General features: G+C 61.2%; 17 protein-coding genes. 6 read left to right on the plus strand and 11 right to left on the minus strand.

Going from position 1 to position 17,875, the window contains the following annotated elements; all coding sequences use genetic code 11:
* Positions 1-13: 13 nt before the first annotated feature.
* Entirely contained in the window at positions 14-2,062 is a 2,049-nt protein-coding gene (gene dnaG, locus Syncc8109_RS06235) for a DNA primase (protein ID WP_006849919.1), read from the minus strand.
* A gap of 53 nt (positions 2,063-2,115) precedes the next feature.
* Here dnaG and Syncc8109_RS06240 point away from each other — a divergent pair, with 53 nt between their 5' ends.
* Positions 2,116-3,006: a DMT family transporter gene (locus Syncc8109_RS06240; RefSeq protein ID WP_025362327.1), complete on the plus strand. Its 891-nt coding sequence runs from the start codon at positions 2,116-2,118 to the stop codon at positions 3,004-3,006.
* A gap of 3 nt (positions 3,007-3,009) precedes the next feature.
* On the opposite strand, the gene Syncc8109_RS06245 is transcribed toward Syncc8109_RS06240, so the two are convergent.
* On the minus strand, positions 3,010-3,471 hold the full coding sequence (locus Syncc8109_RS06245; protein WP_006851378.1) for a hypothetical protein: 462 nt from the start codon (positions 3,469-3,471) through the stop codon (positions 3,010-3,012).
* Between the two features lie 22 nt (positions 3,472-3,493).
* Between Syncc8109_RS06245 and ruvA the strand changes: the two genes are divergently transcribed.
* From ruvA to Syncc8109_RS06260, 3 genes are read left to right on the plus strand one after another with little or no spacing between them, the layout of a single operon-like run.
* Positions 3,494-4,138 carry a Holliday junction branch migration protein RuvA gene (gene ruvA, locus Syncc8109_RS06250; RefSeq protein ID WP_025362328.1) on the plus strand — a complete coding sequence of 215 codons (645 nt, stop codon included), beginning with the start codon at positions 3,494-3,496 and terminating at the stop codon, positions 4,136-4,138.
* A 56-nt stretch (positions 4,139-4,194) separates the two neighbouring features.
* Positions 4,195-4,464 carry a 30S ribosomal protein S15 gene (gene rpsO, locus Syncc8109_RS06255; RefSeq protein ID WP_006851408.1) on the plus strand — a complete coding sequence of 90 codons (270 nt, stop codon included), beginning with the start codon at positions 4,195-4,197 and terminating at the stop codon, positions 4,462-4,464.
* A 12-nt stretch (positions 4,465-4,476) separates the two neighbouring features.
* Positions 4,477-4,890 (plus strand): PAM68 family protein, encoded by a 414-nt coding sequence (locus Syncc8109_RS06260; RefSeq protein ID WP_006852133.1) that lies wholly within the window; start codon positions 4,477-4,479, stop codon positions 4,888-4,890.
* 36 nt (positions 4,891-4,926) lie between these two features.
* Here the strand turns inward: Syncc8109_RS06260 and Syncc8109_RS06265 are convergent, their stop codons facing one another.
* From Syncc8109_RS06265 to trpD, 8 genes are all read right to left on the minus strand, one after another.
* Positions 4,927-8,445: a DNA polymerase III subunit alpha gene (locus tag Syncc8109_RS06265; protein ID WP_006849609.1), complete on the minus strand. Its 3,519-nt coding sequence runs from the start codon at positions 8,443-8,445 to the stop codon at positions 4,927-4,929.
* 70 nt (positions 8,446-8,515) lie between these two features.
* On the minus strand, positions 8,516-9,991 hold the full coding sequence (gene gatA, locus Syncc8109_RS06270) for an Asp-tRNA(Asn)/Glu-tRNA(Gln) amidotransferase subunit GatA (RefSeq protein WP_045172742.1): 1,476 nt from the start codon (positions 9,989-9,991) through the stop codon (positions 8,516-8,518).
* 28 nt (positions 9,992-10,019) lie between these two features.
* The gene (locus tag Syncc8109_RS06275; RefSeq protein ID WP_006851057.1) at positions 10,020-10,265 is read right to left on the minus strand and encodes a DUF1816 domain-containing protein; all 246 of its coding nucleotides are present in this window, start codon (positions 10,263-10,265) and stop codon (positions 10,020-10,022) included.
* A gap of 57 nt (positions 10,266-10,322) precedes the next feature.
* Complete coding sequence (rlmB, locus tag Syncc8109_RS06280) at positions 10,323-11,987, minus strand: 23S rRNA (guanosine(2251)-2'-O)-methyltransferase RlmB (protein ID WP_025362329.1); 1,665 nt, start codon at positions 11,985-11,987, stop codon at positions 10,323-10,325.
* Between the two features lie 16 nt (positions 11,988-12,003).
* Entirely contained in the window at positions 12,004-12,414 is a 411-nt protein-coding gene (locus Syncc8109_RS06285; protein WP_006850639.1) for a Mini-ribonuclease 3, read from the minus strand.
* Positions 12,411-12,800: an STAS domain-containing protein gene (locus tag Syncc8109_RS06290; RefSeq protein WP_025362330.1), complete on the minus strand. Its 390-nt coding sequence runs from the start codon at positions 12,798-12,800 to the stop codon at positions 12,411-12,413. Before Syncc8109_RS06290 ends, Syncc8109_RS06285 begins: the two co-directional genes overlap by 4 nt.
* Before the next feature lie 42 nt (positions 12,801-12,842).
* A complete protein-coding gene (carA, locus tag Syncc8109_RS06295) occupies positions 12,843-14,003 on the minus strand; it encodes a glutamine-hydrolyzing carbamoyl-phosphate synthase small subunit (protein WP_006852095.1) in 1,161 nt (386 codons plus the stop codon).
* Positions 14,004-14,010: 7 nt separating this feature from the next.
* Positions 14,011-15,057 carry an anthranilate phosphoribosyltransferase gene (gene trpD, locus Syncc8109_RS06300; protein ID WP_006850072.1) on the minus strand — a complete coding sequence of 349 codons (1,047 nt, stop codon included), beginning with the start codon at positions 15,055-15,057 and terminating at the stop codon, positions 14,011-14,013.
* Positions 15,058-15,208: 151 nt separating this feature from the next.
* Between trpD and Syncc8109_RS06305 the strand changes: the two genes are divergently transcribed.
* Positions 15,209-16,972 (plus strand): ABC transporter ATP-binding protein, encoded by a 1,764-nt coding sequence (locus Syncc8109_RS06305; RefSeq protein ID WP_006849652.1) that lies wholly within the window; start codon positions 15,209-15,211, stop codon positions 16,970-16,972.
* Positions 16,973-17,039: 67 nt separating this feature from the next.
* The gene (locus Syncc8109_RS06310; protein ID WP_011364125.1) at positions 17,040-17,303 is read left to right on the plus strand and encodes a hypothetical protein; all 264 of its coding nucleotides are present in this window, start codon (positions 17,040-17,042) and stop codon (positions 17,301-17,303) included.
* Between the two features lie 106 nt (positions 17,304-17,409).
* On the opposite strand, the gene Syncc8109_RS12280 is transcribed toward Syncc8109_RS06310, so the two are convergent.
* The gene (locus Syncc8109_RS12280; protein ID WP_006851645.1) at positions 17,410-17,586 is read right to left on the minus strand and encodes a hypothetical protein; all 177 of its coding nucleotides are present in this window, start codon (positions 17,584-17,586) and stop codon (positions 17,410-17,412) included.
* Positions 17,587-17,875: the final 289 nt, after the last annotated feature.

A 17,875-nucleotide genomic window follows, 5' to 3' on the forward strand; every position in this document is an offset into this window, starting at 1 on the left:
ACCGGCCCATGGCTCAGGCGGCCGGGGGAACGGTGTAACTGGCGCAACGTTGCTGATCCAGATGGCCGATATGTTTTCGCTCGGTGTAATACAACTCCTGGTAGCGCAGCGCATCACGGTTGAGGTCATCGAAGAGGGCCTGAATCCGCACCTCCATGTCCACGGAGGCCTGATCTGACGAAGCCTCCTGATCAATCAGAACAGCGATGCAGGATTCCAGGGTTTGCAGACGCTGGCCGCCCCAGGCCTCCAACAGGTGCCGGCAGCGCTTCAAGCTTTTCTGACGCTCCAGCAGGGCAGCAATGCCCCGCAGCTGCTCCAGGGGCTCCGCCAGGGCAACGCGCTGCAGTTCACCTGGCTCCAAAAGGGGCGTCAGGCGGGATACCAGCGCACTGCTCTCCAGCAGAAGCTGATCGGTGAGCAAGCGGGGCAGATCGATGAGATCCAGGCCCTCGCCGTCGTCGTCGCAACGGCTGATCGACTCCATACGCCCCTCACCCAGGTTGGTCTCCTCGAGATCCGTAATGGCCGCCCAGAGATGGCGGTGATGGGGAATGGCGAAATCCTCCAGTTCGCGTTTGCGCAGTTCCTGGCGAATCGTGGCCCGATGCCGGGGGCAATGCAGATACAACCGCAGTAGATCGGCCTCACAGCGCTCCCGCTGTCCGGATTCACCAGGCTGCTCGTGACGGCTGGAGCGCCCATGCCAACGCTGGCCCTTCACCTGCTGCCGCAGGTCGTCCTCGAGCTGAAGCGCCAGGCGTCCCTGGCCACCACTGAGGCGCTCCGCCACCCGTTGGAGGTAGTGGGTGCGCACGGCGGACTGGGGCAGTTTGCCCAGCAGCCCCACCAGGGCCGTGACCGCCTGTTGGAACTGGTCGGCCCGGCTGAGATCGCGCTCCTGCAGCACCTGCTCGATCTGCCAATCCAGCCAGAGGGGGGCCTGATCGAGCAGAGCGCGGTAATCGCCGGCCCCGTTTTGTTTGAGGAACTCATCGGGGTCCTTGCCTGAAGGAAGGTGCAGAACCCGCAGCTCCAGCTGGCCCTGCATCGCCAGCTGCTCCACCTCGCCGATGGCCCGATTGGCTGCACGGACACCGGCGCCGTCGGCGTCGAAATTCAGAACGATCCGCTTGCTGTCGCTGACGCGGCACAACTGGGTGATCTGCTGACTGCTCAGGGCCGTACCGAGGGAGGCCACAGCGTTGGTGATGCCGGCGGCATGCAGGGCAATCACATCGAAATAGCCCTCCACCACCACTGCCCTGTCGTCCTTGCGGATGGCATTGGAGGCCTTGTCGAGACCGAACAGATGCTTCCCCTTCTCGAACACTTCGGTCTCGGGGGAGTTGAGGTATTTCGGTTCGCTGCCATCAAGGCTGCGTCCCCCGAAACCGATCACCCGGCCCTGACGGTCATGGATCGGCACCATGACCCGATGGCGGAAGCGGTCATAGAACCCGTTGCCGCCCTTGCGGGGAACCACCAGCCCAGCAGCCTCGAGAAGCTCAGGCGCCAGCCCCTCAACCTGTTGGAGATGCTTGAGCAGACCATCCCACTGATCCGGCGCATAGCCGAGTTGGAAGGTCTCCTGAGTGGCGGGACTCAACCCTCTGGCCTCACTGAGGTACTTGAGGGCCTCTGCGCCAGCAGGCGCCATCAACTGGCTGCGAAACCAACCGGCAGCCAGGGCCAGGGCCCGCTGCAGCTTGTCCCTGCGGGACAACTGTTGCCGCAGTCGTTCCTGCTGCGGACCATCCACCGTCTCGATCGGCAGCTGATAACGCCGCGCCAGATCCAGCACCACATCGCTGAAACTCTGGCGCTGGAACTCCATCAGGAACTTGATGGAGTTGCCGCCAGCACCACAGGAGAAGCAGTAGTAGAACTGCTTGGCGGGCGACACCGTCATCGACGGTTTGCTGTCGTCATGGAACGGACAGATCCCGACGAATTCCCGTCCCTTCTTCTTGAGCACCACGTGCTCGCCCACCACATCAACGATGTCGGCCCGTTCCTTGACGGCCTCGATCGTTCTTGGGTGCAGGCGGGCGTTCACCATCGGTCCATTCTGCGAAGTCGCAGGGTTCCGTGCACCCCGTCATCCGAACAGCCATGGCCGAACTGCAGACCCCACAGCCCTGGTGGAACCGGGACTCAGTGCGGGGCAGCCGGGCCCTGATCCTGAGCTCCCTGGCCTTCAGCCTGATGACGGTCTGCGTCAAGCAACTGAACAGTCGGCTTCCGGTGGCGGAAATCGTGCTGTGCCGGGCCCTGATCAGCATCGTTCTGACCGCTGTGGGCCTTCGCCTGGCCAGGGTCTCCCCGTGGGGCCAGAGACGGGGGCTGCTGGTGGCGCGGGGAGTGCTGGGCAGCTTGGCCCTGCTCTGCTTCTTCGAAGCGATTGACCAGCTGCCGCTCGCTTCAGCGACGGTGCTCCAGTACACCTACCCCACCTTCACCGCCGTGGCAGCACTGTTGCTGCTGGGCGAGCCCCTGCGCCGACGCATCAGTGCAGCGGTTCTGCTGGGCTGGATCGGCGTCACCCTGGTGGTGCAACCTCAGTGGCTCACGGGAACAGCCCAACCTGCGCAACTGATCCCCGCCCTGATCGGCATTGGTGGCGCTCTGATGACCGCCCTGGCCTACGTGAGTGTGCGGCGGCTGTCGCAAACCGAGCACTCTTTGGTGATCATCATCTATTTCCCGATGATCTCGGTTCCCCTCACCCTGCCCTGGGTGCTGCAGCAAGGGGTCTGGCCCCAAGGCATCGAATGGTTCTGGCTCCTGGGGGTCGGGGTGATGACCCAGCTGGGCCAGATCTGGGTGACCGAGGGCCTGCGCTGCCTGCCCGCCGCCCGAGCCACATCGATCAACTACGTGCAGGTGGTCTTTGCCGCAGGCTGGGGCTGGCTGTGGTTCGCAGAAACGATTAATGCCTGGCAAGTGGGCGGCGGAATGCTGGTGCTGGCCGCCACCCTGATCAGCCTGTCGGCGCGACGTTAGAGATCAGGCTTTGTCCAAACCCAAGGGGTACGTCAGCCAGGCCTGGCGGTTGTCGGATCCGCCCTTGGGTCTGGCCAGGCGCCAGCTCTGACGACGGGAGCCTCGCTGCAGAAACAGTTCAAACGGGCTATCCACCTGCACACGATCGCCGGGCAGCTGCCAGTCGAAGCGGCCTGAAATCCTGAGGCCCTGCTCGTCACCCAGGGCAAAACTTTCCTGGTCCTCAACCCGCACCCGACTCACGCTTGGGGCGATGGGCATCGGGCTGAGATCGAGAGAGCTGGCAATGGCCGACTGGGTGAGCTGAATCTGCAGGGCCAGCGCTTCATTCAGTAGAGCCCGTGGCGGCTGAGATCCATTGCATGCCGTCAGTGAAACCACGATCGATAGAACGCACAGCACCTGAAGCAAACGGCGCACAACGCGCTTAAAAGCAGAGACAGGCAATGACAGCTGCGGCAACATGACGCGGTTGAAACCTCTCCCCATGATCGGCTGGCTGCAGGGACGACCGATGGAGTGCTGGACCCAAGGCAACCGTAGCGGCGTTCTGCTGCTCTGCGGTGGGGTCGGATATGAGGTGCACCTGACTGAGCGGCATCAGCAAAACCTTCCGGCGGATGGCGACCTGAACCTGTGGATTCATCAGGTTCAGCGGGAGGACGGCAGCAGCCTCTACGGCTTTCCCCTGCGCCAGGAGCGGGATCTGTTCCGGCTGCTGATCAGCGTTAGCGGTGTTGGCCCCCAGGCCGGTCTGGCGCTGATGCAGGAATGCAAACCCCAGGAGCTGGTGGAAGCGATCAGCAGCGGTGATCTTCGTCGCCTCTGCAAGGCGCAGGGCATCGGCAAACGCACCGCTGAGCGCCTGGCGGTGGAACTCAGGGCCTCGATTGCGGCCTTCGCGGGCGTGGATCCCGCCCCATCGCTGGCGGAAGGCGTCAGCTCGGAGCAGATGCCGGCAAGTGGTGCCGACGTGGAAGCGACCCTCTCGATGCTGGGTTACGACGATCTGGAAATTCGTCGGGCCATCCGTGCGATCGCCGAGGGCGCCGATGGCCAACCGCCTGCTGGAGACGACCAGGACGCCTGGCTGCGGGGCTGCCTGCAATGGCTGAGCCGAGAATCGGCCTGAGCCGCCCCACGCAAAGGTAAGCTGGTTGTTTGCACTGACAGGGCCGCCCCCCGCGCATGTCGCTTGATACCACCGAGAAGCAGCAGCTGATCAACACCCACCAGACCCACGGCACCGATACCGGTTCTGCCGAGGTCCAGGTGGCAATGCTGAGTGAGCGCATCAACCGTCTCAGCAGCCACCTGCAAAACAACATCCATGACTTCTCCTCACGGCAGGGGCTGCTCAAGATGATTGGTCGCCGCAAGCGCCTGCTGAGCTACATGCGCAGCAAGAGCGAGCAACGTTACGCCGATACGATCGCCAAACTGGGCATCCGCGGCTGATCGACGTCCCCCATGCCTGAGCAACGCAACGCCCTCCCCTTTGAGCCGAAAGGGTCTGGGAAGGGAAGCAAGCCTGCTTCAGGGACCCCTCGGCAGGAAGCCATTCCTCGCTACGTGGCCGATCGAATGGCGCGCCGGGTTGCTGTTTTCACAGGACTCCCGTCCCTAGCTGGGATGGGAGTTTTTGTTGGGAGTTATTTCGTTGTCACCCGTGGCATCGCCGATATCGCTCCAGGACTCACGCTGACGGGCTCCGGCCTGTTTTTCCTCCTTGGTCTGGTGGGCCTCAGCATTGGCGTGTTGACCGCCAGCTGGGATCCCGAACCGGGTTCTCTGCTCGGCTTCGAGAACTTCAAGCCGAACATTCAGCGGATGAAGGAGTCGATCCGGGCCCAAAAGGAGCAGCAAAAGCAATCGAAGTCCTGATCCAGTTGTGTGCACCAGGACCTCCTGATCAGACGATCAGGAGAGAACCAGACGGTCGCTGCAACGGGCTTCAAAGGATTGGGTTCGCAGTGACGCGATCGCTGCATCAATGTCTTTGACGCAGAACTGGGAACCAAGTCGCACATAGCGAACACTGTCGCCATGGCACACCTCGGCGACCACAGGCACCTTCACGCCCAGCTCATCCCGCTCGGGGCGGTGTTGGTTCAGGCATTCCCGCAGCTTGTGCTGAATGGCGATGTCGCTGGCCTGATCGGAGGGGAGCTGAACCAGCAGCAGATTGAGCTCATCGACGGCACGGCAGTCGTCAATGATCAGCTGCACGCGCTCGTCACGCCGATCGACCCCAGCCCAAACCAAGAGGCGGGATTCAGCCATCAGGTGGTCTGCAAGGCGCGCGTAGCTCTTGGGGAACACCACGGCTTCGCAACTTCCGGTGAGATCCTCGAGCTGCAGGATCGCCATGCGATCGCCTTTACGGGTGGTGACCTGGCGCATTTCAGCCACCATCGCAATGGCACTCACCTTGGCTTTGTCTGGCTGTTCCTCCAGGGAGCCCAGACCAATGGGCGCCAGCAACTTCGACGAGGGTGTCAGCTGTTTGAGTGGGTGATCGGAGAGGTAGAAGCCCACCAGATCTTTTTCGAGACGAAGCTTTTCGGTTGGGGGATAGTCCGGCACCGGCGCCGCCTTGGGTGCATGGCTGAGATCCGCCGGCCCATCGGCATCGGCGGCAGGAGCCATTAGATCAAAGAGGTTGCCCTGGCCGCTGTCTCGATCTTTGGCCCGTGAGGAGGCCCAGTCGAGCAGCAGATCAAGATCAGCCATCAACTGAGCACGGTTGGCCTGCGGATCCATGGCATCCAGGGCACCGCAGTGAATCAACGACTCCAGACCACGGCGGTTGAGCACCGAGGATGGGATCCGGTCACACAGATCCGCCAGTGAACGGAAAGGCCCATCGCTATCGCGGGCAGCGATCAATTGACGGATCGCACCATCACCAAGGTTTCGAACGGCGGAGAGGCCGAACAGGATCCGATCGCCGTTGGGGGTGAAATCGGTGAGCGAGGCATTCACATCCGGGGGCATGACCTCAATCCCCATCGCATTGCAATTGGAGATGTAGCGCTGCACTTTGTCGGCAGCTCCGGCATTCACCGTGAGCAGTGCCGCCATGTAGGCGACCGGGTAATGCGCTTTCAGGTAGGCCGTCTGGTAAGTGACGGCGCCATATGCCGTGGAATGGCTCTTGTTGAAGCAGTATTCAGCGAAGAGCACCATCTGATCGAACAGTTCGTCGGCGACCTTTTCATCAACGCCCCGCTCTCCAGCCCCCTTAACGAAAATGCCGCGGTGCTTCTGCATCTCGGACACTTTTTTCTTGCCCATCGCCCGCCGGAGCAGATCGGCCTGACCCAGGGAGTAACCGGCCAGATCCTGCGCGATCCGCATGATCTGTTCCTGGTACACCATGATCCCGTAGGTCTCAGACAGGATCGGCTCAAGAATCGCGTGGGCGAAGTCGATCGCCTCCCGGCCGTGCTTGCGGTTGATGAATTTGGGAATCAGGCCAGCATCGAGAGGCCCCGGTCTATAGAGGGCAAGGATCGAGGAGATGTCTTCCAGCGATGACGGCTTGAGATCACGGACGATCTGCCGCATTCCGCTGGATTCCAACTGGAAGATCCCCTCCAGATCACCTCTCGCCAGAAGGGCAAAGGTCTCTTCGTCCTGGGGCGGCAATTTGTCGGGGTCAACACGGGTGCCACTGCTCACCTCCACCAACTCGAGGGTCTTTTCGATCATCGTGAGGTTCTTCAACCCCAGGAAATCCATCTTCAACAGACCCATGGATTCCACGTCTTCCATGAAGTACTGCGTGATCACCTGACCATCGTTGTTGCGCTGCAACGGCACTAGTTCGTCGAGGGGGTCAGCGGCGATGACCACACCAGCTGCGTGAACACCGAAGGTTTTGTTGGTGCCTTCAATCCGCATCGCCATGTCAACCCAACGCTTCACAGTTGGATCAGCCTCGTACTTCTCGCGGAACTCGGGGTTGGGTGATTCCTCGCCGATCATCGCCTTGAGCTTGGCGGGCTTGCCGCGAACCACCGGGATCAGCTTCGCCAGACGGTCGGCATCCCCGTAGGGAATGTCGAGCACCCGAGCCACATCCTTCAAAACCGCCTTGGAGGTCATCCGGTTGAAGGTGATGATTTGCGCCACTTTGTCCTCGCCGTAGCGCTCGGTGACGTAGTCGATTACCTCACTACGACGCTCGATGCAGAAGTCGGTGTCGATATCAGGCATCGACTTGCGTTCCGGATTGAGGAAGCGCTCGAACAGGAGGCAGTTCGTAATTGGATCAATGTTGGTGATCCCCAGGCAGTACGCGACGAGCGACCCAGCGGCGGAGCCACGGCCCGGACCGACGGGAATGTTCCTTTCCCGGGCAAAACGGATGTAATCCCAGACCACAAGAAAGTAGGTGGGGAATCCCATCTGCTCCATGATCTTGAGCTCATGGGCCATGCGCTCGGCGTAGTCGTCGGGCAACGGGGCCTCAGGGCTGAGCTCGAGCCGATCCCGTAATCCCTGCTCCGTCACTTCCCTCAGGTAGCTGACGGGTGTATGGGCCTCGGGAATGGGGAAGCGGGGCATTTGATAGCGCCCAAGAATGTCGTAAGGCTCCACCTTCTCGGCCACCTTGACGGTGTTGGCGATCGCTTCCTGAACCACCTCAGGCTCGAGGTGATCCCCGAAGAGAAGGTCCATCTCCTCTTCGGTCTTGATGTATTCGGTTCCGGTGTAACGCAGTCGCTTCTCATCGGTGATCAGCTTGCCGGTGAGCACGCAGAGCAAGGCATCGTGGGCTTCAACGTCCTGCTTGCTCAGGTAGTGGGCATCGTTGGTGGCAACGATCTGGATGCCGAGCTCCTTGGCAATTTTGACGACTTCAACGTTGACGATCCGATCTTCCGGGGATCCGTGATCCTGGATCTCGAGGTAGTAGTCGTCGGCGAAAACCTCCTGATACCAAGCCGCCACCTTGCGGGCCACATCGGGGCGCCCACGCAGAATCGCCTGGGCGATCTCACCACCGAGACAGGCTGTGGCGATGATCAAGCCTTCGCTGTGTTGCTTCAGCAGTTCCTTGTCGATGCAGGCACGGGAGAAGATCCCGCGTCCTCGCATCCCCCGCAGGTGGCTGATGCTGGTGAGCTTCACCAGATTGCGGTAACCGGTCGCGTTTTTCGCCAGCACCACCAGGTGGTACCGCTTCTCTTTCTTGGGTTGCGGATCGTCAATGGACCCATTGATCACATACATCTCATTGCCGATGATCGGCTTGAGATCTGTGCCCTGACAGAGCTTCAGCAGCTCAATCGCGCCGTACATCACGCCGTGATCAGTCAGGGCGATGGCAGGCATGCCCAGCTGCCTTGCCCGCTCCACCATGGCTGGCAACTGCGACGCACCGTCCAGAAGGCTGTAGTCGCTGTGGTTGTGGAGAGGAACAAAAGCCATGGGGTCAGACTAGGACCCGACGCAAGATCCAGTGTTCAAAGGGAATACAACCCCCCACATGTGGGGCAACTCAGGGCACCAGCGGGGCTTCCGGTCGTGACGCAAACACCTGCGCAGCCTGCTCATATTGGTGAGCCACCTGAAGCAGACGCGGTTCATCCAACACATTGCCGATCAATTGCATCCCAATCGGCAGACCCGCCGCGCTGAATCCACAGGGAACACTGATGGCCGGGAGTCCAGCCAGATTTACCGGAATCGTCAGCAGGTCAGCCAAATACATCGCCAGAGGGTCGTCGGCGTGGGCGCCAGCCTTGAAGGCCGTGGACGGCGCTGTTGGCGTAAGCAGCACATCCACACTCTGGAAGGCCGCATCAAAGTCCCGCCGGATAAGGGTGCGAACCTGCTGCGCCTTTTTGTAGTAGGCATCGACGTATCCGGCGGACAGGGCGTAGGTACCGATCAGGATTCGCCGTTGCACCTCAGCGCCAAATCCTTCAGCACGGCTTCGAGCCGTCATCGCGGCAAGGCTCTCGGTGTCTTCGGCACGGAAGCCATATTTGACACCGTCGTATCGCGCCAGGTTGGCCGACGCCTCCGATGGTGCGATCACGTAGTAAGTGGCGATGCCGTCGTTGAACCGGGGGCAGCTCACCTCCACCAGTTCAGCACCAAGAACCTCCAGCTGGGCAGCAGAGGCCTGCACCGATGCCTTCACCTCAGGATCAAGGCCTTCGGCATCGAAGCATTCCTTGATCACTCCCACCTTTAGCCCCTTGATGGACTGGTTGAGGCCGGCGCTGAAATCGGGAACCGCTGCATCAAGGCAGGTGGAATCGCGGGGGTCGGACCCGGCGATCACCTGGAGCAGTTCGGCCACATCAGCAACGCTGCCAGCGAAGGGTCCCACCTGATCCAGAGAGCTGGCGAAGGCCACCAGGCCCCAACGGCTGACGCGGCCGTAGGTGGGCTTAAGGCCGACCACACCACAGAACGAAGCCGGTTGGCGGATGGAGCCACCGGTGTCGGAACCAAGCGAAGCGACGCAACTGCCGGCGGCGACGGCCGCTGCACTGCCACCGGAGCTTCCACCCGGCACATGGGCGGTGTTCCAGGGGTTCTGTGTGGCACCGAACGCGGACGTTTCGGTAGAGCCACCCATGGCGAACTCATCCAGATTTGTCTTACCCACCAACACACCTCCGGCCCGCCAGAGCCGCTCGGTGACCGTGGATTCGTAAGGCGGCACGAACTGCTCGAGCATCCGGCTGGAACAGGTGGTGCGAACACCTTTGGTGCAGAGGTTGTCCTTAATCGCCAGTGGCAATCCCGCCAAGGGGCCAAGCGTCTCTCCGGCGGCCCGGGCTTCATCGATGCGGGACGCCTCAGCACGGGCCTGATCGGCCGTGACTTCAACAAAAGCGTTCAGCGAAGGCTCAGAACTATCGAGCCGCTTGAGGTGCTGATCAATGAGCTCGCGGGAGGAAACCTCGCCGCTCTGCAGTTGCTGACGCCACGCGCTGATCGTCATGTCCCTGCGATCCATTGCAGCAAGGACGCTATCAGCCGCAGGATCAGCCCTCAGCTGAAATGGTGAGGGGCTCGGAACGCCGGGTCCGCAGTAGGGAATGGCTGATCGACTGGGGTTGCTCCGACTTGACGTCGTCCAGGAAGGAACTGAGCTCGCTCTCCAGCCCCTTGCGGGTGATGAAGGGACCGAACCAGTAGGTCACATCAGGGCCTGAAGTCTGAACACGAGCCCACCAAGCGAGTCCAAAGCCATTGGCAAGGCTGCGCAGCGGCCGAATCAGGGGACTCATGGGAGGAACAAGACCTCTGGGCATTGTGCCCCGAGATCTTGGAAAACCGCGCTGTTTTCAGGGAGATAGCTGGATGTTCTGATCGAACGGCAAGACAGCATCCGGCTGAGATGGATCCAGATCCAGGTCAATCAGCTGCTCCGGGGCCTTCTTCACAGGAGCTTCAGGATGTTCGGGCGGAGCAGTTTGTATAGCCACAACAGGTTGTTTAGACAAAACAGCCGTCTCAGACGCCTCAATTGCCTCAACAGGCGATTCAGCACCCACAAGTTTGGGCCTCCGAATCGGCGGCGACGGCGCCTGACCGTGAATGTCCTTCATCCAGTTGCGCCGTGCCACTTCATAGACGCAAAGGGCTGTGGCGACGGAAGCATTGAGGCTCGGTGTGATGCCCCGCAGCGGGATGCGAACCAACTGGTCGCAATGGCGCCGGGTCATCAGCGACAAGCCCTGGTCTTCGGATCCGGTGACCAGCACCATCGGCCCACTCAGGTCGACATCGGTGAGGGTCACATCTCCTTCAGCGGCAAGGCCCACCACCCTGTAGCCGGCGTCTTTGAGCTTTTCCAGGGACCGATTGAGATTGACCACGCGTGCCACTGGCAGGTGTTCCAGGGCTCCGGCGGCCACCTTGGCGGCGGAACCGGTCAAGCCAGCACTACGGCGCTGAGGGATCACCACACCATGGGCTCCCATGGCCTCAGCGGAGCGAACAACCGCCCCAAGGTTATGCGGGTCGGTGACACCGTCTAGGGCCACCAGCAAGGGAGGTTCCCCCAGATCCGAGCAGCCCTCGATGAGGCTGTCGAGATCAAGAGTTTCCGCCGCCGCCGTCTGCAGGGCGATGCCCTGGTGAACAGACCCACCTGTGATCTGTCCCAACCGGGCCCAGGTCACCTCTTCCACGAGAACGCCCGAGGCCTTGGCATCGCGCAGGAGCTGGAGGAATTTGGAGGCACTGCGCATCTCCGCAGTGCACCAGATGCGATGGATGGGGCGTCCGGCCTCCAACGCGGCCTGGGTGGCATGACGCCCCCAAATCAGATCGTCCGCTGGCGGGGTGGCCGCTGCAGCCTCCGGTGCTGCATCCGGCCGCTGAGGACGAGCCTCGTCGAAGCGGGATCTGGGGCGCTGGGAAGGTTGGCGCCGTTCATCCCCGGAGCGACGGCGGTCGCCGAACCGATCGTTGCGATCGCGAAAACGTCCAGGCCCTGAACGTTCGTTTTGAGAGCCCGAGCGGGGAGCGTTCTGATCTCGGTCGAAGGATCGGGAGCGGTTGCCGAACCGCTCTTTCGGACGATCATCAAAACGTTCTACTGATCGATCACCGGCGCGATCACCGAAACGATCCCCAGACCGCTCCTTGAACCGATCACCGGCGCGATCACCGAAACGATCCCCAGACCGCTCCTTGAACCGATCACCGGCGCGATCACCGAAACGATCCCCAGACCGCTCCTTGAACCGATAACCGGGTCGACCACCACCTCGCGACTGGTCCAACTCTCCATCCCGTGGAGCGCGTCGTTCGCGATAACCGCCGCCATCACGCCCGGGCTTGGAATAGGGGGAACGACCCCCGTCGGAACGGCGGTTGCCTGGCATGGGGCGAGCGTTGCCGGAACGGCCCCCTACTGGTGGTCGACCGCCCCCACCTCCTCCTGGCCCCGAACGGCCATCGCGGGATGGACCGCTGGAGCGGCGTTCAAAGCGAGGGCTCATGGTGTGCGAGGCAACGTTATGGGTGGGATCCGGCTTGCTCCAAGTGATCGAAGAGCTCCGCAAGCCGGGCTGGATTGTTCAGAAACAGCCAGCCCACCATTGTCTCAAACCCTGTGGCCCTTCCATAAACCGCAGCGTCTGCACGCCGTGGCCCACGCCCGGCACTGTTGCGACCCCGGCGCACCAGATCGAGTTCTTCTGAACAGAGGAGCTCGCGTTCTTCAAGCCAGCTCAGCAAGCGGGACTGGGCGTCAGCACGAACATCAGCCACGACAGCACGATGCAGGTCGCCAGAACGTCCTGGCCTCGATCCATGGCGGAGCCGTTGATGCAACTCCCACACGGCATCGCCAATCCAAGCGAGTTGCAATGGTCCCAGCTGTTCGTTGATGTCGCTGGGAGACTGGCTTCTGATCCAATCGCTCAAGCGGCCAACTGGTTTAGGGCTGTGGGCAGATCCTCCGCCAGATGAAGGAACTCCTCAAGACGCACCAACTTGATCGTCTGCGTCACCCTCGTGTTCCCCACCAGCACAAACGACCGCTTGGCATCCGTGCATTGCTTTGCCAGCTGAACCAATGCCCCAAGGCCGGATGAATCGAGGAAATCGATCTTGCTGAGATCGAGAACAGACGGAAGCTTGTTGGCCTTCAAAACATCACCCACATACTCCATGAACTGCTTCTCGGAGTACGCATCCAGCTGACCGGTGAAATGAAACACCAAACAGCCGTCTTTCTGTTCAAATCCGCCCCGGAGAGAGACGGTCAGTCGCTGCAGTTCGCTGATGGGATCAAGCCCCCCAGGCATCATCGGCACGAAGTGTAGTGATGCTGAGCGTTGGCTACCACCTCATCAATGGCGATCGGCCATCAGCGTCACAAAGCGGGCGAAATGATGGTCGGCGTCGTGGGGGCCCGGACTCGCTTCCGGGTGGTACTGCACTCCGAACACCGGCTTCTGACGGTGGGCGATCGCTGCCACGGTGCGGTCGTTCAGATTGAAATGGGTGACGTCAATGACGTCTGAATCCAGAGAATCAGCGGAGAGGGCAAAGCCATGGTTCTGACTGGTGATTTCAACCCGGCCAGTGGTGCCACAGGGATGGTTCAAGCCGCGGTGGCCATAGGACAGCTTGAACGTCTCTCCGCCCAGGGCCAGACCAAGGATCTGATGACCCAGACAGATGCCGAACAGGGGTAGATCGGATTCCTCCAGCAACAGCTTGGCCAGGGCAATCCCATGGGTCACCGCTGCCGGGTCGCCAGGGCCGTTGGACAGAAAGACGCCATCCGGGCGATGGGAACGAACCGTATCCAGATCCGTGTCTGCCGGCAGAACCGTGACGTCACAGCCATGGGCGACCAATCGATCGAGGATGGCGCGCTTGATGCCGAAATCGATGGCGACAACACGGAAGGGCGCGTCCCTGCGGCGCTGCAAACGTTGATCGAAGCCAACACTGCAGGCCTGATTCCACTGGTAGGGCTCACGGGTAGTGACGCGGTCCGCCAGGTTCAGCCCCTGCATCGACGGGGCCTGCTTCAGGAGCTCCAGCAACTGCGCCGGGGTCTGACCGTCACTGCTGATCACGCCATTCATGGCCCCCACCTCACGCAGGTGACGCACCAGGGCACGGGTGTCCACACCGCTGATGCCCACCAGCTGGTGGGTTTGCATCCAGCTCTCAAGAGACTGCTCACAGCGCCAGTTGCTGGGAACTGGGGCCAGCTGGCGGGCAATCACGCCACGGGCGTGGGGGCGATCAGCTTCTTGATCGTCAGCATTCACCCCGGTGTTGCCGAGTTCGGGATAGGTGAAGCTCACCAGCTGCCCGGCATAGGAGGGGTCTGTCAACACCTCCTGATAACCGGTCATGCCTGTGTTGAAGACCACCTCACCGATGGTGGTGCCGCGATGGCCGAAGCCGACACCGGTGAGAACCGTGCCATCGGCAAGGACGAGATAAGCCTTGTCTGATGGGGAATCGGGCATCGAAGGGCCGCCGCAGGTCATCAGTCACTCATTCTCCATCTCCGTCGGACAGAGCATCCCGCAGAGCCACAAGCTTGTCCCAGGCCCTTCCCTCGATCAGAACAGCCAGAGCCTGAGCGACAGCAGCCGACAGATCACTTTGAAGACCGGCAGCCCATAGCACCAGCGCTGTGTTGAAGGCCACAACCTCCGTCTGCGCCAGCGATCCCTGTCCCTGCAGAACGTTCTGAAGGATCTGCTGGTTCACCGCGCAGTCACCACCGCGCAGCAGATCGAGACCAGCACGGGTCAGGCCCAGATCTTCAGGGGAGACCTCCTTTGTGGTGATGCTCCCGGATTCGATCAAACGCAAGGCATTGGGACCCGCCAAGGACGCCTCATCGAGGCTTCCAGCTCCATGAACCACAACGGCACGGCTCAAGCCCAAGTGCTGCAGAGCGCCCGCCATGGGGTCGAGAAGTTCCGAACGCGCTACGCCAAGAACCTGCGCCTGGGGCTGCAGCGGATTGACCAGGGGCCCCAAAAGGTTGAACACCGTGCGGACCCCCAGGGTGCGTCGCAGCGGCGCCAGATTCACAAGAGATGGATGCCAGGCGGGAGCAAACAGGAAGGTGACGCCGGTTCCCGGCAACGCCTCCACAACCTTCTTCAACGGTGCCTTGAGGTTGAGACCGAGCCCCTCGAGCACATCAGCTGAACCCACTTTGCCGCTGGCGCTGCGGTTGCCGTGCTTAGCCACATTGACCCCGCAAGCCGCCGCGGTGAAGGCGACCGCCGTGGAGATGTTGAAGGTGTCGGCACCGTCACCACCGGTGCCACAGGTGTCGACCATGGCCAGATCGGGTCGGTCGCAGGGAAGGGGGCAGGCCTCGCGCAGGACAGCCGCCATGGCCGCAAGCTCATCTGCCACCATCCCTTTGGCCCTCAGTCCAGCCAGGAACGCCCCGGTCTGCACCGGCTCGAGCTCTTCAGCCAGCCAGGCACGCATCAGGGCAGTGGCTTCATCGGAGCTGAGGTTGTTGCCCTGCAGCAGATGGTCCAAGCAACCGGACCAGGAACGCGGGTCTGAAGACATGGAGGGAGAGCTGGCAGTAAAAAACCCGGGGTGCGAGGCACGCCGGGCCGGCTGATGGGGACAGACCCACTATCCCCCAGATCAACGGAGAACGACCAGCCATTGAAGCCTGATGCCTAGTTTGGCCTGACAACGGGACCCACAAGCTCGCATGGCCGCCCTTCGTCTCGATCTGATCGGCCGCTATCTGCGTCCCCATCGCCGCACGGTGATGCTTGGAGCCATCGCCTTGGTGGTGGTCAACGTTCTACGGGTCACGATCCCGATGGAAGTGCGCAGCGTTGTGGACGAGCTGCAGGAGGGATTCAGTTACGCCGGAGTCCTGCGCCAGGCGGGGTGGGTTGTGCTGCTCGCCAGCGCCATGGGCGTGATCCGACTGGCCTCGCGTCAACTCATCTTCGGCGTGGGGCGCCAGGTGGAAGTGGATCTGCGTCAGCGCCTGTTCGAGCACATGCTCCGCCAGGAACCCGATTGGATTCAGAGCAAGGGCAGCGGTGAAGTGATCAGTCGCGCCACCAGCGATGTGGAAAACATCCGGCGCCTGCTCGGATTCGCGATTCTCAGCCTGACCAACACGCTGCTGGCCTATGCGCTGACGCTGCCCGCGATGTTGGCCATCGATCCGTGGCTGACCCTGGCCGCCGTCGGGCTCTACCCCGTGATGCTCAGCACAGTGCGCCTGTTCGGTGGGCGCATGATGCGTCAGAAGCGCGCGCAGCAGGAAGAACTCTCCGCCCTCAGCAACCTGATTCAGGAGGACCTCTCGGGGATCGGCGCCATCAAGATCTACGGCCAGGAGGGAGCAGAACAGCAGGCCTTCGCCACACGGAACCGCCGCTACCGCGACAGTGCCATTCAGCTGGCAAGAACACAAAGCACCCTGTTCCCGCTGCTTCAGGGAATTTCCTCCCTCTCTGTTCTTTTGCTGCTGGCCATCGGCAGCGGCCAGCTCGAAGCCGGTCGTCTGAGCATTGGAGGACTGGTCGCCCTGATCCTTTATGTGGAGCAGCTCGTCTTCCCAACGGCACTGCTGGGATTCACGCTCAACACCTTCCAGACCGGCCAGGTGAGCCTCGAGAGGGTGGAGGAATTACTGAAACGGGAACCAAAGATCAAAGACCCTGATCCCTCTGATGTTCAGCCGCAGCCAACGGCAGAACACCGGGGACGTTTTGAAGCCCGCGGCCTGACGGTCCAGTACCAGGGTGCTGAGAAGAACACCCTCAATGGCCTGAGCTTCTGCATCGAGCCAGGGGAGTTGGTGGCTGTTGTGGGGGCCGTGGGCTGCGGCAAGACCACCCTGGCTCGGGCGTTCGGTCGGATGGTTCCACTGGAACCGGGACAGCTGTTCCTGGATGGCGTGGATGTCACCCAAATGCCCCTGAGGAGGTTGCGCCGTGACGTGGCGATCGTTCCCCAGGAGGGCTTCCTGTTCACCAGCACCCTGGCGGACAACCTGCGCTACGGCGATCCTGACGCCAGTGATCAGCTGGTTGAACTGGCGGCAGAGCAAGCCCGCCTGGCTGATGACGTGAAGGGCTTCCCCGATGGTTTCGGAACCATCGTTGGCGAACGCGGCATCACTTTGAGTGGTGGACAGCGTCAACGCACAGCCTTGGGCCGGGCTCTACTGATGTCGGCGCCGGTGTTGGTCCTCGACGACGCCTTGGCGAGCGTTGACAACAACACGGCTGCGGCGATTTTGGATTCGATCCGAGCTCAGGATGACCGGAGCATCGTGATGATCAGCCATCAACTTTCAGCCGCAGCGGCCTGTGATCGCATCCTGGTGATGGAGAACGGACGCATCGTTCAACAGGGACACCACAACGTCTTGATTCAGCAGCCGGGTGTGTACAAACGGCTTTGGGAGCGTCAGCAGGCGTCGCAACAACTGGATGCGTTGGCTTCCTGAAGAATCTCCGGGCGATTTCTGACAACACCAACGTTCTTGGCTTAGCTATGAGGGCAACTTTCTGCCTATGACCAGCGGATCCCCTTTCGCGGTGCGCTGCACGCTCACCTTTGGCGATATCTACGGACAGGTGCTGGCCTGGATGGCCGTCATTTTTGTGAGCCTGGCTGCGGGGCTGGCCCTGATGGGCTCGTCGCGACCAGTGTTTGCGCTGGTGGGAGTGGGGCTGATTTTGGTGCTCAGCCTTCCGTTTCTGCTCTTCGCATTTGTGACAACGCTGCTGAATCACATCCAGCTCAACCCAGTTGAGGGGGAAGCCAACGCGTCCTGAGCATTCACTGCAATAAGAAAGGAGGGTCTATCAACACGTCCGTAAAGGCTATCCCCAGATAGTTCCGCAGGACGAGACCACTCCCTTTGTCGACCGTTAGCAGGAGCTAGTTCCATCCTGCCCCGCGATTGAGGGCAGACATTCCTGGCGCGGGCGCGGTTTCTGGTTCAACATGATGAACAAACTGTTTTTGTTTCTCAGAAGCAACTTTCATAATCAACAAGCCATTAATCAATTGCAAGCAATTGATTGATCCATCCAATTCGTCTTGTTTTCTGGCCATGGCCCAGCCATCAGCAAAATCTCATCCACCCCTGATGACATTCTCAATGGTGTCAACAGTCAAATGCGCCTGACACGCAGACTCGCTTCGAGACGGCTCAGCAACAGCGCCATTCAGGCTGAAAACCGCTGACAAAATCACACCCTTTCTGCAGAACATTGTTCAAACAAGAACCACTCTTCAAGACAACCTTTGATTAGTTCCTTTGTATCCCTCACTTGGGGAACAATCACTGAGAGTTCACTGATTGCCCTCTACGCGGCAGCATCACGGTGTTGAATCCGCTGCC

Source organism: Synechococcus sp. WH 8109, from assembly GCF_000161795.2.
In the GTDB taxonomy this organism is placed as follows: domain Bacteria; phylum Cyanobacteriota; class Cyanobacteriia; order PCC-6307; family Cyanobiaceae; genus Parasynechococcus.